The 13,179-nt window shown below is 28.9% G+C and carries 14 protein-coding genes and 1 pseudogene; 10 read left to right on the plus strand and 5 right to left on the minus strand.

Annotation, left to right across the window (positions count from 1 at the left end; genetic code table 11):
- The 4 genes and pseudogenes from IR152_RS14530 to IR152_RS14545 all read right to left on the minus strand — a co-directional run.
- Positions 1 to 130: pseudogene (locus IR152_RS14530) on the minus strand (IS256 family transposase); the annotation flags it as partial.
- Positions 131 to 379: 249 nt separating this feature from the next.
- Positions 380 to 1,135 (minus strand): peptidylprolyl isomerase, encoded by a 756-nt coding sequence (locus IR152_RS14535; protein ID WP_227452657.1) that lies wholly within the window; start codon positions 1,133 to 1,135, stop codon positions 380 to 382.
- A gap of 701 nt (positions 1,136 to 1,836) precedes the next feature.
- A complete protein-coding gene (locus IR152_RS14540) occupies positions 1,837 to 2,343 on the minus strand; it encodes an ImmA/IrrE family metallo-endopeptidase (protein ID WP_227452658.1) in 507 nt (168 codons plus the stop codon).
- Between the two features lie 81 nt (positions 2,344 to 2,424).
- Positions 2,425 to 2,745 (minus strand): XRE family transcriptional regulator, encoded by a 321-nt coding sequence (locus IR152_RS14545; protein ID WP_003428185.1) that lies wholly within the window; start codon positions 2,743 to 2,745, stop codon positions 2,425 to 2,427.
- A 167-nt stretch (positions 2,746 to 2,912) separates the two neighbouring features.
- On the opposite strand from IR152_RS14545, the gene IR152_RS14550 reads away from it, so the two are divergent.
- From IR152_RS14550 to IR152_RS14570, 5 genes are all read left to right on the plus strand, one after another.
- Positions 2,913 to 3,107: a helix-turn-helix domain-containing protein gene (locus IR152_RS14550; protein WP_227452659.1), complete on the plus strand. Its 195-nt coding sequence runs from the start codon at positions 2,913 to 2,915 to the stop codon at positions 3,105 to 3,107.
- A 111-nt stretch (positions 3,108 to 3,218) separates the two neighbouring features.
- Positions 3,219 to 3,659, plus strand: a complete 441-nt coding sequence (locus IR152_RS14555) for a hypothetical protein (RefSeq protein ID WP_227452660.1) — start codon at positions 3,219 to 3,221, stop codon at positions 3,657 to 3,659.
- A 248-nt stretch (positions 3,660 to 3,907) separates the two neighbouring features.
- The gene (locus IR152_RS14560; RefSeq protein ID WP_227452661.1) at positions 3,908 to 4,351 is read left to right on the plus strand and encodes a DUF6838 family protein; all 444 of its coding nucleotides are present in this window, start codon (positions 3,908 to 3,910) and stop codon (positions 4,349 to 4,351) included.
- Positions 4,352 to 4,355: 4 nt separating this feature from the next.
- Positions 4,356 to 5,420 carry a phage tail sheath subtilisin-like domain-containing protein gene (locus tag IR152_RS14565; RefSeq protein ID WP_227452662.1) on the plus strand — a complete coding sequence of 355 codons (1,065 nt, stop codon included), beginning with the start codon at positions 4,356 to 4,358 and terminating at the stop codon, positions 5,418 to 5,420.
- 13 nt (positions 5,421 to 5,433) lie between these two features.
- On the plus strand, positions 5,434 to 5,772 hold the full coding sequence (locus IR152_RS14570; RefSeq protein ID WP_227452663.1) for a phage tail tube protein: 339 nt from the start codon (positions 5,434 to 5,436) through the stop codon (positions 5,770 to 5,772).
- 230 nt (positions 5,773 to 6,002) lie between these two features.
- On the opposite strand, the gene IR152_RS14575 is transcribed toward IR152_RS14570, so the two are convergent.
- A complete protein-coding gene (locus tag IR152_RS14575) occupies positions 6,003 to 6,152 on the minus strand; it encodes a hypothetical protein (RefSeq protein WP_021358895.1) in 150 nt (49 codons plus the stop codon).
- A 285-nt stretch (positions 6,153 to 6,437) separates the two neighbouring features.
- Here IR152_RS14575 and tnpB point away from each other — a divergent pair, with 285 nt between their 5' ends.
- The 5 genes from tnpB (at position 6,438) to IR152_RS14605 (ending at position 13,169) form a co-directional block, all read left to right on the plus strand.
- Positions 6,438 to 7,556, plus strand: coding sequence for an IS200/IS605 family element RNA-guided endonuclease TnpB (gene tnpB, locus IR152_RS14580; protein ID WP_227452664.1), 1,119 nt, complete (start codon positions 6,438 to 6,440; stop codon positions 7,554 to 7,556).
- Between the two features lie 316 nt (positions 7,557 to 7,872).
- Entirely contained in the window at positions 7,873 to 8,319 is a 447-nt protein-coding gene (locus IR152_RS14590) for a phage tail assembly chaperone (RefSeq protein WP_227452665.1), read from the plus strand.
- A 193-nt stretch (positions 8,320 to 8,512) separates the two neighbouring features.
- Positions 8,513 to 10,912 carry a hypothetical protein gene (locus IR152_RS14595; RefSeq protein ID WP_227452666.1) on the plus strand — a complete coding sequence of 800 codons (2,400 nt, stop codon included), beginning with the start codon at positions 8,513 to 8,515 and terminating at the stop codon, positions 10,910 to 10,912.
- Positions 10,912 to 11,334 carry a phage baseplate protein gene (locus IR152_RS14600; protein ID WP_227452667.1) on the plus strand — a complete coding sequence of 141 codons (423 nt, stop codon included), beginning with the start codon at positions 10,912 to 10,914 and terminating at the stop codon, positions 11,332 to 11,334. The genes IR152_RS14595 and IR152_RS14600 overlap by 1 nt, the downstream gene beginning before the upstream one ends.
- 281 nt (positions 11,335 to 11,615) lie before the next feature.
- Entirely contained in the window at positions 11,616 to 13,169 is a 1,554-nt protein-coding gene (locus tag IR152_RS14605; RefSeq protein ID WP_227452668.1) for an NlpC/P60 family protein, read from the plus strand.
- The last annotated feature ends 10 nt before the right edge of the window (positions 13,170 to 13,179 follow it).

A 13,179-nucleotide genomic window follows, 5' to 3' on the forward strand; every position in this document is an offset into this window, starting at 1 on the left:
TTTCTGCATCTAATAGTTGCTGAATAACATCTTTGAATAGTTTTTGCATAAGGCCATTTTTCCCAACCACATCTTCCATTGTCTTGCATTTTTTAACTTCTGTTTGATAATCAACATCTGGAACAATCATATCTTTCATTTTCAAAACCTCCAAAATTTTTTATATGAATATTATTCCAAATTTACCAATTTTGTATACCAAAAAGACTATAGGTAAATTTGTTTTTACACAAATCTACTTACAGCCCCAATTTTTAAACTGAGTTCTTTATAATAAAAGAATAATAATATTAAATTGAATGTTTAAACTTTAATATAAGAAGCTGTCTTTTCTAATAGATATTGTGAAAAGACAGCTTTTTTATACATTACTTTACGATTAATCGTTGTATTTTACAAGGTTTCCGTACTTAGCATTAAGAGCATTTATTTTATTTCCATAAACTTCATTTTGTTTTTGATATAATAAACTTTTTTCAACTTCAGCCTTAACTTCATCAAATGTAGACTCTGTGCTTTCTTGAAGGTCTTCTAATTTTATTATATGGTATCCAAATTGAGTTTTAACTGGCTCGCTTATTTCACCTTTAGCCATAGAGAATACAGCTTCTTCAAATTCAGGAACCATTTGTCCTCTACCGAATGTTCCTAAATCACCACCCGTGTCTTTAGATGGACAAGAAGAATGTTTAAGAGCTGCGTCTTCAAAAGATATTTCTTCTGATTTTATTTGAGCAAGTATTTCTTTAGCTTTTTCATCACTATCTACTAATATATGTTTAGCAGTTGCACTTTCTGGTTTAGAGAAAGAACTCTTATTAGCTTCAAAGAATTTTACTTTTTCATCTTCTGTTACATCAACACTAGATAAAACTTTATTTATAGCAAATTGTTTTAATACATTTTCTTCTATCTTTTTCATTTCTAATTTAAATACTTCTTCTTCATCTAATTTTTCTTCTTTAGCATCTAAGAAGAATAACTCTTGATTTACTAAATCATTTAATAAATGTTTTTTTCCTTCTTCAGTTTTAAATTGCATAGCTTGATAAGGGTCTAACGATTTTAATGCATTTTCAATATCAATATTAGTTATCTCTTTTTCTCCAACTGTTGCTAAAACTTTTTTTTCCATAATAGTTAACTCCTTCATAGTGTATTTCATTATTAATATAAAAACTACCATCTTAAATAATATCAGAAAACAATGTAGATGTCTAACATTTAAAGTCATATTAGGTCAAATAGAATTAAATTTAGTAGAACAAAGTTATTACAATCAATAAAAGTGAGCTCATAATACCCACTACACCTTCGTCGTGATTAAATTTGAGGGTTTTTACCATTGAATAATAAAGGTATATTCCAGTAAAAATAATCTTTAAATACAAGAAAAATAAACTCTTTGGGTATATTAAAAAGCTAAAAAGTGTAAATATAAAAGCAAGTAGAGTACTTATCCTGTAAAAGAAATCTATTTGTGTAATGTCTTTATATTTTATCATAAATGCTGAATATAAAATGATGAAAACAATTGCGACAATTGCGTATGTGGTAAATAACATATTTTCAAGAGTACCATTTGAAATTACTATCCACTTATACCACATGATTGGCCAAAATAATAGTGCTAATAACTTAAAATAATTATCAAACAACTTTTCTTTATACATTCATCAAACAACCTTTCTTAACAAAAGCATGTATTTGTTTTTAGAATTTTAAATAACGTAATACCATTATTATATATTAATATTGAATTTATAGAAACCAAAATTTGTTAAAATAAATATATACCTTTTACTGTTATGTAAATTGAAACTACTACCATTTTTATTATGAAATTGGATCAAATATGTAGAAATATGGCAAGTTGGTTAATATTAGATATTTATTGTTTCCAAGTGATAAAGATTGTTTTTTTAATGATAAAAATTCCAATCTTTTTTGAAAAAAATTAATATCTACATTAAGTATATCTGCCATTTCATAAACGCAAGTGACACCAGAATTAATTATGTTTATTATATCCTCTTCAGTAATTAAGAATTCACAAGCCCATTTTAATGCCTTATTTTCGCACTTGTCTATAACGATTTTTGTATAATAATCGTTATAAGAAGATACATAGTATCCAAGACTGGTGAAATGATGTCCAAGCTCTTCAGCTAAGATGGATGTGAGTTTTTTAGTATTTTGTTTTAGAGTACTGAGTAAAGATATGATTTTCATACCATGTTTATTTATATATAGTCCCTCTAAATCTCCTGCAATATAAGTAGTATAATGAATTATTATCTCTTCTTGAGAAGCTAATTCAAAAAGCTTATCCAAATTATTCATAAAAATCCCCCTAAAATAGAATGTATGTTTGTTTTAAAATTATATTAAAAGAGCAGAAGAATAGACTGCTCATCATGTGGTTTATTTTTTTTTATATTTATTTAGTAAAAATTCTATATAATCATTAAGTTGTTCTTGGGCTTCTTCAGGTAATTCTTCATGTGGATTTTTTCTATGTGCAGCTACAGTATCAATATTTTCCTTAACCAATGTTCTCCCAAGAAGGTAATCAACTGACACATTAAACACATCAGCCAGCTTATTTAAAATGTGTTCATCAGGAAATCTGTTTTCTGTTTCATAGTATCCTAAGACTCTTTGAGAAACCCCTACTTTTTCCCCAAGTTCTCTTTGGGTTAATCCAAATTCCTTTCTAAGTTCTCTTAATCTTTTGGCAAACATTATATCACCACCTTATGTATAGATTATAACAAATTGTTCTAAAAAATAAAACGAAGAAATCCCAAAAAGAATGTTTTTTTCTAAAAACTATTGATAAGGAACAAATGATTCTATATAATGTAAATATATAAGAATAAAATATTCTTAATAGTATTGGAGGTATAAAGATGATGTTTAAAAATAATTTGAAATATTATAGAAAGTGCAAAGGTATGACACAAATTCAACTTGCTAAAAGGGCTGGAATTACAAGTGACTATATATCTCAGATAGAAAGAGGTATAAAAAATCCTGGACTTCTTATGGCTAAGAAAATTTCTGTTATTTTAGAACAAAATATAGATGAAGTTTTTTTTATATAACTATAGAACAATATATTCTTGAAGAGCTGTGGGATTAGTAAACAAACTATGCACTAAAGAAATTATTGTAAATTTGAAGCTAATAATAAGCATATAAAAAGGAGAAATATTATGAAAAACAATAAAGATATATTATTTAAAGAAACAGATGAAAGATTACATAACTATAAGTATTTGGATATAAAGATAAAGAATATTAACTTGGACATAAAAAGATGTGAAAATGAATATTCTGGATGTGGAGCAATGGTATATACAGAAAAGACTAGCAACACATATAATATAAGTTCTTCTGTGGAAAATGAGGTGATAAAAAGAGAGGGAAGGCTAATAAAATTAAAAATGGAAAAAGAAGATATAGAAATAGAAAAAGAAAAGATAGAAAATGCTCTAACATGTCTAAATGATATGGAAATGGAGTTTTTTAATCTTTTTTATAATAGTAAGACAAAAAATAATATGACGTATATTTCTATGAAACTGCATTTAGATAGAACATCTTGCTACAACTTAAAGAAAAAGATGATATTTAAATTGAGTGAGATATTATAAAAAATAGGACAATTTTACAACACTTTATATACACCATTGCAACAATAGACCATAAAATATGTGAGATAATGTTATTGTGAAAGAAATCCATATTGAAGGAGGTGATAAATTGAAAAGAATAATATTACCTATAAATATAGAAGATACTTGACGGGAATAAATGAGATGTTTATTTAAAAATGACTTATATCATTTATAGTAAGATTATCAGACTAAGCAAGAATATTTAGTGATAGAGTGGTGATTGTTTGCTTAAACACAAAGAAATATTAGAAACAATTATTGGGATTCTCAAAAAAAACTTTACTGAAAGTGTTTTTATTGATGATGAAAGTACGCAAGGCTCTGAAGGGTCTTGTTTTTTTGTAAGTATACTGTCAATTGTTTGTACACCTATAATGTTAAATAAGAATAACAAAGATATTGTTATCTCTATAAAATACTTACCAAAATCACAATCAAACAGTATTAGAATGTATGAAATCTCAGACGAATTAAATAAGTTATTCAATAGAAATATAAATGTAACAGACAGAAAATTAAGTATAACAAAATTAGAACAAAGTATAAAAAAAGAGGAGTCAATTTATGCATTAAACTTTTCAATTACATTAAACTATCTTGATAGCGTATATGAAGAAGAAGCAGTATATGAAAATATGGAAGAAATTAATTTAAATTTAGGAGAGTGATAGTATGGCTATAGGATTACCAAGTATCAACATATCATTTAAGGAGCTAGCTACAACTGTTAAAGAACGTTCAGCTAGAGGGATAATTGCAATGGTGCTTAAAGATACTAAGGCACTAGGTCTTAATGAAATACATGAAAAAGAGGACATACCAACTGATTTATCTGCTGAAAATAAAGAATATATAAACTTAGCTTTGATGGGAAATGTTAATACTCCAAATAAGTTAATAGTTTATGTAATAGAAGGAGAAACAGATATTCAAACTGCATTAGATTTTTTAGAGACTAGGGAATTTAATTATCTATGTATGCCTAAAGCAGTAGAAGCTGATAAGATTGCTATAAAAAATTGGATAATTAAACTTAGAGATATAGATAAAGTGAAAGTTAAGGCTGTATTAGGAAACTTTGTAGGAAATCATGAAGGTATAATTAATTTTACTACAGAAGATGTGCTAGTTGGAGAAAAGAAATACAGTGTTGATGAGTTTACAAGTAGGGTGGCTGGACTTATAGCAGGAACACCTTTAAGTCAATCAGTAACTTATACTAAGCTTAGTGATGTAGTTGATATACCTAAGATGACAAAAGTTGATGCAGAATCAAGGGTTAATAAAGGAGAGCTTATACTTATTAAGGAAGCTGGTGCTATAAGAATTGCTAGAGGAGTAAATTCTTTAACTGAATTAACAGAAGAAAAAGGAGAAATGTTCCAGAAGATAAAAATAGTTGATACTTTAGATATTATAAATAATGATATTAAGAAAGTAATAATAGATGATTATATAGGCAGAGTTCCTAATAGTTATGATAATAAATGCATACTAATAGTAGCAATAAAAGAATACCTAGAAGAATTAGAAAAGGGAGAATTAATAGAAGCTGGCTCAATTGTAGATATAGACATAGAATCACAAAAACAGTATTTGAAATCTAAAAATATAGATATATCTAATATGAAAGAACAAGAAATAAGAGAAGCAAATACAGGTTCAAAAGTATTCTTAACAGCAAAGATAAAGATGTTAGATGCTATGGAAGATATAGATTTATCAATAGAGATATAGGAGGATTATTAATATGGCAAATATGGAAGCTAGGAATGTAATGAGTGGTACTTGGGGAGAGCTTTGGCTTGATGGAAACAAAGTAGCAGAAGTAAAGAAGTTTCAAGCAAAGATGGAATTTACAAAAGAGGATATTATAATAGCAGGTCAAATGGGTACTGATACAAAGTATATGGGATATAAAGGAAAAGGTTCAATAACTTTATATCATGTTAGTTCAAGAATGCACAAATTAATTGGAGAAAAGATAAAGAGAGGTTCTGAACCTAGATTTGTTGCTATATCTAAATTAAATGACCCAGATTCTTATGGAGCAGAAAGAATAGCAGTAAAGAATATAGCATTTGATTAAGAAATAGCTACGCACACTCGTGACTTTAGACATGAGTTAGTAGCTAAAATAGTCAGCATATAGGGAAACTTATATGTAGAGATAGGATAGAACCTATCCAATACTACTTGAATTGCTGGAAAACCCTAAAGCTAATCAAACTAAAACATAAGGATGAAATAAACCTAAGTGTGAAAGTTACGAAAGTAGAAAAAATTGGTTAGATGGTATAAGGTTAAACCCTAAGTACTTTAAAATGGGCAATCAGCAGGTAAGCTCCGAATAGGAGAAACTTCAACGACTATTCCTCTTGAGGGAAGTACACTACAAGCTATTGGTAGTGGAAGTGGGTAGACCTTAACGGATAATGCCGAAGGATAAGATATAGTCTGTGCTTGCATGAAAGTGTAAGAAGTTCATAAGAGAACTGCATAGGTAGTAGCGAACTTATGTGAACGACAACCTCAAAAATGATAAAAGTTAGGACTTACGGTTCTTAAATATGTTATTTAAAAATAAATATAAAAACCTTCTAAATAATTGTTTTAAATAATTACGTTTGTTAATATTATAATAGGTTATGAAAAATGGAAGTGAATTAGATATATAGCACAATACTATATAGTATGGTATGTAAAATATAGACATTCAGTATTAACATAATCAGAAAAAACAATTAAAGTGAGGTGATAGTAGTGGAAAAAGCTTATAAGTTTAGAATGTATCCAAATAAAAAACAGCAAGAGTTAATTAACAAAACCTTTGGATGTTGTAGATTTGTATATAATAAGTATCTTGCTAAAAGAATAGAAGTTTATAAAAACGATAAAGAAACTTTTACTTATAAACAGTGCAGTTCTGATTTGACCAATTTAAAAAAAGAATTAAAGTGGCTTAAAGAACCTGACAAATTTTCACTACAAAACGCCTTAAAAGATTTAGATAATGCATATGAAAAATTCTTTAAAGAAAAGGCAGGATTTCCTAAATTTAAATCAAAGAAAACTAATAGATTTTCATATAAAACTAACTTTACAAATGGAAACATTATGTATTGTGGTCAACATATAAAACTACCTAAACTTGGTATGGTTAAGATAAGGGATAAACAAGTACCTCAAGGTAGAATACTTAATGCTACTATATCTAAAGAACCAAGTGGTAGGTACTATGTATCATTATGCTGTACTGATGTAGATATTGAAGCATTTGAAAATACTAATAATCATATAGGTTTAGATTTAGGAATTAAAGAATTTTGTATCTCAAGTTGTGGAGAATTTATAGAAAATCCTAAGTATCTTAAGAAGTCATTAAGAAAACTTTCTAAATTACAAAGAGAATTATCGAGAAAAACAATCGGTAGTTTAAATAGAAATAAAGCAAGATTAAAAGTTTCTAGACTTCAAGAACATATAGCTAATCAAAGGAAGGATTTTCTACAAAAATTATCTACTAAACTAATAAAAGAGAATGATATTATTTGCATAGAAGATTTACAAGTAAAGAACATGATTAAAAATCGTAAACTATCTCTCTCTATTTCTGATGTATCGTGGTCAGAATTTGTTCGTCAATTAGAATACAAGGCTAATTGGTATGGTAGACAAATTGTAAAGGTAGGTAAGTTCTTTGCAAGTTCGCAAATATGCAATAAATGTGGGTACAAAAACGAGGAAGTTAAGAACTTAAATATAAGAGAATGGATTTGTCCTTGTTGTAATGAAACTCACGATAGAGATATAAATGCAAGTATAAATATATTAAAAGAAGGATTAAGACTAATAACAGTTCAAAATAGATAACTTATGTAAGAACCGTAGGAACTACGGGGATAGCCTGTGGAGAATACATATTTTAGTATGCAAAATTCTATGAAGCAGGAACCTTGTGACTTTAGTCATGGGAGGTTCAGGATTTAACTTTAGCTGATTGGGAAGTTGGAGTAAAAGGAGAGATAGAGGCTCCCTTCACATTTACCGAATATGATTTTCTTGATATAATTTAGTTTTATATTTGGTTTTATATTGATATTTAGTAAATATATACTTAATAAATTCAGATAGTTAATAAGTAAAAAAGTTAGTTGATTGAAATTGATTGATAAAGGAGCAAATAATAATGAGTGAAAATGGATTATCAAAAAATATAAACATAGTAGATTTACTTTTAAATGCAGATACAGAAAACTTAGAAAGACCGAGTACTATAGTTGAACTTAAGAGATTATCAAGTATATTTGGGCAGGAATTTAAAGTAATGTGTAGAGCTTTAACAATAAGTAAAGATGAGGAGATACAAAATACTTGTCTTAAAATTGATGAAAATATGAAAACAGATATAGACTTACCAGAGATGCAGATGCTTACAATTATAGAAGGTGTTTGTGATTTAGATGGAAAGCTTTTATTTAAAAATAAGGAGTTAATGGATAAATTTAAGGCTCCGACTCCAAAAGAATTAGCAAGAAAATTATTACTACCAGGCGAAATTACTAACTTATATAGAATCCTTCAAGATGTTATGGGTTATGGTAAAAATGCAGTGATAGAAGAGATAAAAAACTAATAGGGACGGATACTAAGACTACAATAATGTATTATTATTGGAAGAAAAAAGGTATTAGGCCGTCCCTTTTTTATGCAATGGATAAAGGCGAATTAAAGCTTATTGAAGCTTTTTTCGCCTTGGAAATTGAGGAAGAAGTTGAAAAAGTGAAACATGGGTATGGAGTGTGTCCTTTGACAGGAGGTGGTATATAGTGGGAAATGTAAGAGAAGAAGGTATAAATATGTATCTTACAGATAATTACACACCGAAAATGAATCAAATTATATCAGTAACTGATAATTTTAGGAGAGCAACTGTGGCTGTTTCACTTTCAACTAATGTAATGGCTAATAGTATAAAAAATTCTATTGGAAGTGCAAGTAGTAGAGTAAACAGCTTAAATTCATCACTAAGAAAAGTTCAGACTACTGCTAGTAGTGTAAGTTCTACTATGACAAAATTAAGTTCTAGTATGAATGCTGTTTCAGGAGCTATTGGAAGTTTAAATGGAAGTATTATGAGACTAGCAGTAACTATAGCTATGATTATTGATTATTTTAGTAAGTTGATTCAAAAGAAAAATGAGTTGAATTCAAATCTTATAATTATGTTAATATTTAAAGCTAAAAGTGATGAAATAGAAAAAACTAAAAATAAAGTACTTGGAAGTTTAAAAAAGATTAGTGGCAAGGCATGGCAGATTGTAATAAAAGCAAAAGATATGGCTAAGAGAGTGGTAAGTAGTACCTTGGAAAAATTAAAACAAATAACTAAAAATCATTGGCAAGGGATTATTAATCTTAAAGATATGGCAAGTAGTGCTATAGGCAGAATTTTACCTAAGTTAATGCTATTTAAAAGTTCTTTTTGGAGTAGTGTAATAGCTATAAAAGATATGGCAAGTGGCATTATAAGCAAAGTATTTCCTAAGTTGAGATTGTTTGCAGGTAAGGTATGGAAAGGTGCAATAGCTGTAAAGGATATGGCAAGTGGAATACTTAGTTCAATAAAGGGGAAGATATCTGATTTGACAAATGGTGCTACTATAGGTGTCGCTGTAAAAAAAGGTGTTGATTTACTTGGTCAGGAACAAAATCAGAAAGTTGTTTTAGAAAGTGTAATGAAAAGAAATACTGGAAAAGTTAATCAAAGAGATGTTGATAATTATTATGAAGATTTGTTAGATATAGCAGATAAGACACCTTTTGATCCTGAAGATGTTGTTGCAATGGGAACTAAAGCTAAAATGATTAGTAATATTACTGGTGGTAAAAAAGAAAAAGATATAACTCAGGCTATGGTGGATGTTAGAGCTTTAAATATGAATACAAGTAGTGAGCAAGATGTATCAGCAGCTTTCTTAAGTGCAGCAAAAGGAAATATGGAATCTCTTAATACTCTGGTAGGAGAAAATTATAAAACTTTTGATGAAGCATTGGAAGGTATAAGTGTAAAGCAGAGGGGATTAGCTGAAAGAATGAGTGATACAATACCAGGTATAATAGCAAGTGCTCAAACAAGCATTAACAATGGTTTGAAGAGTATTGTTAAACCTTTCGATGATATTTTAGGTCAAGGACTAAAGAAAATAAAAACTTTTATAGAAAGTGGATTAGGGAATTTAGCTGGTTTATCTGAAAAAATGGCTGGTAAAATAGGCAATGTAATGAATGGTAAGATAATTATTGGCAACAAATATGACCAGATGCAATCTAGAAGTGTAAAAAATGGAAAAGAGTTTTCTGATTCTACTCAATATCGAATTTCTAATGAGGTTGAAAAGCGTAAAATGATGGTTGAAAATAAGCAAGAACGTTTTGAAAATCATGCAGCAACAATGATAGGGAATGCACCAAAAGCAATTGTTAATGCAGGAAGTACACTATTACAAAATATTGATTTTACAGCATTAATAGATTCCTTACTTCCAGTAGTAAACTTAGTAAATAATTTACTAGATAGTATAAACAATAAATCACCAATTGCACAAGGATTAATAAGTATATTTGGGACAATAGTAACTACAGCATTCCAATTAATTGGGCCTGTAGTTGAAGCTGTTAGCCCTATTATCACAAGAATTTTCACTTTTTTAGGTGAGTATGCCCCTCAAATAAATAATTTTATAGAGACACTAGGTGTTATCTGGGAGACAGTTTGGGCAACAATAGGACCACTTTTAGAGGATGCTTGGATTATTGTAGAACCAGTTTTAGGAGGCCTTTTTAATCTATTTAACGATATATGTAATATTATAAAAGATGTTTGTAAATGGTGGCAAAATTTAGTTGAAAAAATTAATAAAAATCCAATTATTGAGACAGTTAGATCTATAATTGATGATTGGAACGCAGGTACAAGTAAGTCTGGAAGTAATGCATTTGGATTAAACTATGTTCCTTATAATGATTACCCAACAAGGCTTCATGAAGGTGAAATGGTTTTAACTAAACAAGAAGCAAATCAATATAGAAGTGGAAAAAATGGTGGAAATATAAGTATAGCCAAGTTAGCTGATACAATAGTAATTAGAGAAGAAGATGATATAGAAAAAGTTACATCAAAATTGGTTTCAAGCATAAAAATAGCACAATTAGGAGGTGTATTATAATGGAAATGTGGCTTAGACAAGCAGAAGATAGATTTAGATTTCCAGTATTTCCATCATCCTTTAGTATTAATGGAAAAGCTGTTGTAAACTCCTCTAGTGTACTCAAAATAGGTGAAATAGCAACTTTTGGAGGTGTAGCTCTTAAAAGTATTTCAATATCAAGTTTTTTTCCAAATAAAGACTATACTTTCTGTGACTATACAGGCTTTCCATCACCATATGATTGTGTAAATAAGATTGAAAAATGGATGAAGGAAGGTTTTATACTAAGATTTACAATTACAGAAACAAATATAAATATGGAGGTTATAATTGAGGGTTTTAGCTATGAAGAAAGAGATGGGACTCGAGATGTGTATTTTACATTAGACTTAAAAGAGTATAAAAGAATAAAAATACCAAAAGTAACTCCAAAACAATAACTATTATAGATAATAAGTTGTAAATAACTGCTGATAGACTTAAATGAAAAGGCAGGTGATTTTTTATTATTAAGATTTGGGTACACATAAAAAATGGAAGTATATATGATATAACTGACATAGTAGATAAAGTCTCATGGTCAGGCGACTATAAATCTCCATCAAGAACACTAGAGTTTTCAATAATACAATCAGCATTTGATGTAAATTTTCAACAGATAGATATACCAATAGCTAGTACAGTTTGTTTCTACGTAGATGAGAAAGAACTCTTTAGAGGAATGATAATTAATAGGTCTAAAGATTCAAGCAGTAATGAAATTAGTTTTGTATCTAAAGATATGGGATTTTTACTTACACAAAGTGAAGTGTCATATAACTTTAAAGATAAGTTGGTTGAAGACATAGCAAAGCAAGTATTTGCTGAAAATAGGCTTTCAGTTGGAACAGTAGCAAAGACCAATGTCAAGTATACAAAGATGTTTATAGGAGTAAATGGTTATGACACGATAATGAGTGCATATACAGAGGCAAGTAAAAAGACAAAGAAAAAGTATATGATAGAGGCCAATTTAGATAAGTTTAATGTTATTGAAAAAGGAACTGTTACATTAAGTGTTATGTTTGAAGAGGGATTTAATATTATAAATACTACCTTTTCAGAGAGCATGGAAAATGTAAAAAATAAGGTAATAGTAGTAGACCAGTATGGAAGTAAGATTAGCGAAAAAATAGATAGTAAAATTTTTAAAGAAGTAAATGTAATAATGCAAAAAGTAATTCAGCAACAAGAAAATCAAGATATAGATGTAGATAGCGAGTTTAGTGGAATAGAAAAAAGCTGTTCTCTTAAAGGTTATGGAGATGTAAGTTGTATAACCGGTAGAGGGGTAAAAGTTAAAGATTCTTATACAAAGCTTGTAGGATTATTTTATATAGATACAGATAAGCATATCTGGCAAAATGGAGAGTATCAAATTGAACTTGAACTTAACTTTCAAAATCTTATGGATGAAAAGTCAGCAGGACAAGATGAACCAAAGGAAGAAAGTAATTTAGGAGAAGAAGGTTATACAGGAGGGAGAGAATTTACAGCAGAATTCACAGCTTACTGTCCTAGAAAAGAGGAAGGTGGAGATACAGATTGTAGAAATAAAAAACTTGACCCGTCTAAAAAAACTTGTGCTGCTCCCATGGTTGGTAAATATGAGCAAACTCATTATACAAAAGAGTTTTTAAACAAACATCCTCTGTTGAACTATGGAGATGAAATACAAATAATTACAGGAGTTTCTGGGCGAGATGGAGTCTATAAAGTAAATGATGTAGGACCTGCAATAACTATAGAAAAGGATGGAACATACCATATAGATATTTTATTTGGAAATGTTGAAGAAGCTAGTAAATTTGGAAGAAGAAAAGGAAAAATTATTGTTGGTGGTTATGCTGGTAGTGTATCTGATAAAGCTAAAACAGTGATATCAGAGGCAAAAAAACATCTAGGTAAACCTTATAAATGGGGTGGAAATGGACCAAGTAGTTTTGATTGCTCTGGATTGATGGTCTATTGCTTCAAGAAAGTTAATGTTAATCTACCAAGAACATCAAGACAGCAGGCAACTAAAGGTAAGAAAGTAGAAAAAAATAATTTGCAGGAAGGAGATTTAGTTTTCTTTTCTAGCAAAGGGTCGAAGGGAACAATAGACCATGTTGGTATGTTCATTGGAAATGGAGAATTTATTCATGCACCACACACTGGTGATGTAGTGAAAATAAGTAAATTAAGTGGAAATTATTACACTAAAAACTATGTAACAGCTAGAAGAGTTTTATAAAAAGGATGGT

This window comes from Clostridioides sp. ES-S-0108-01, from assembly GCF_020662285.1.
GTDB lineage: Bacteria > Bacillota > Clostridia > Peptostreptococcales > Peptostreptococcaceae > Clostridioides.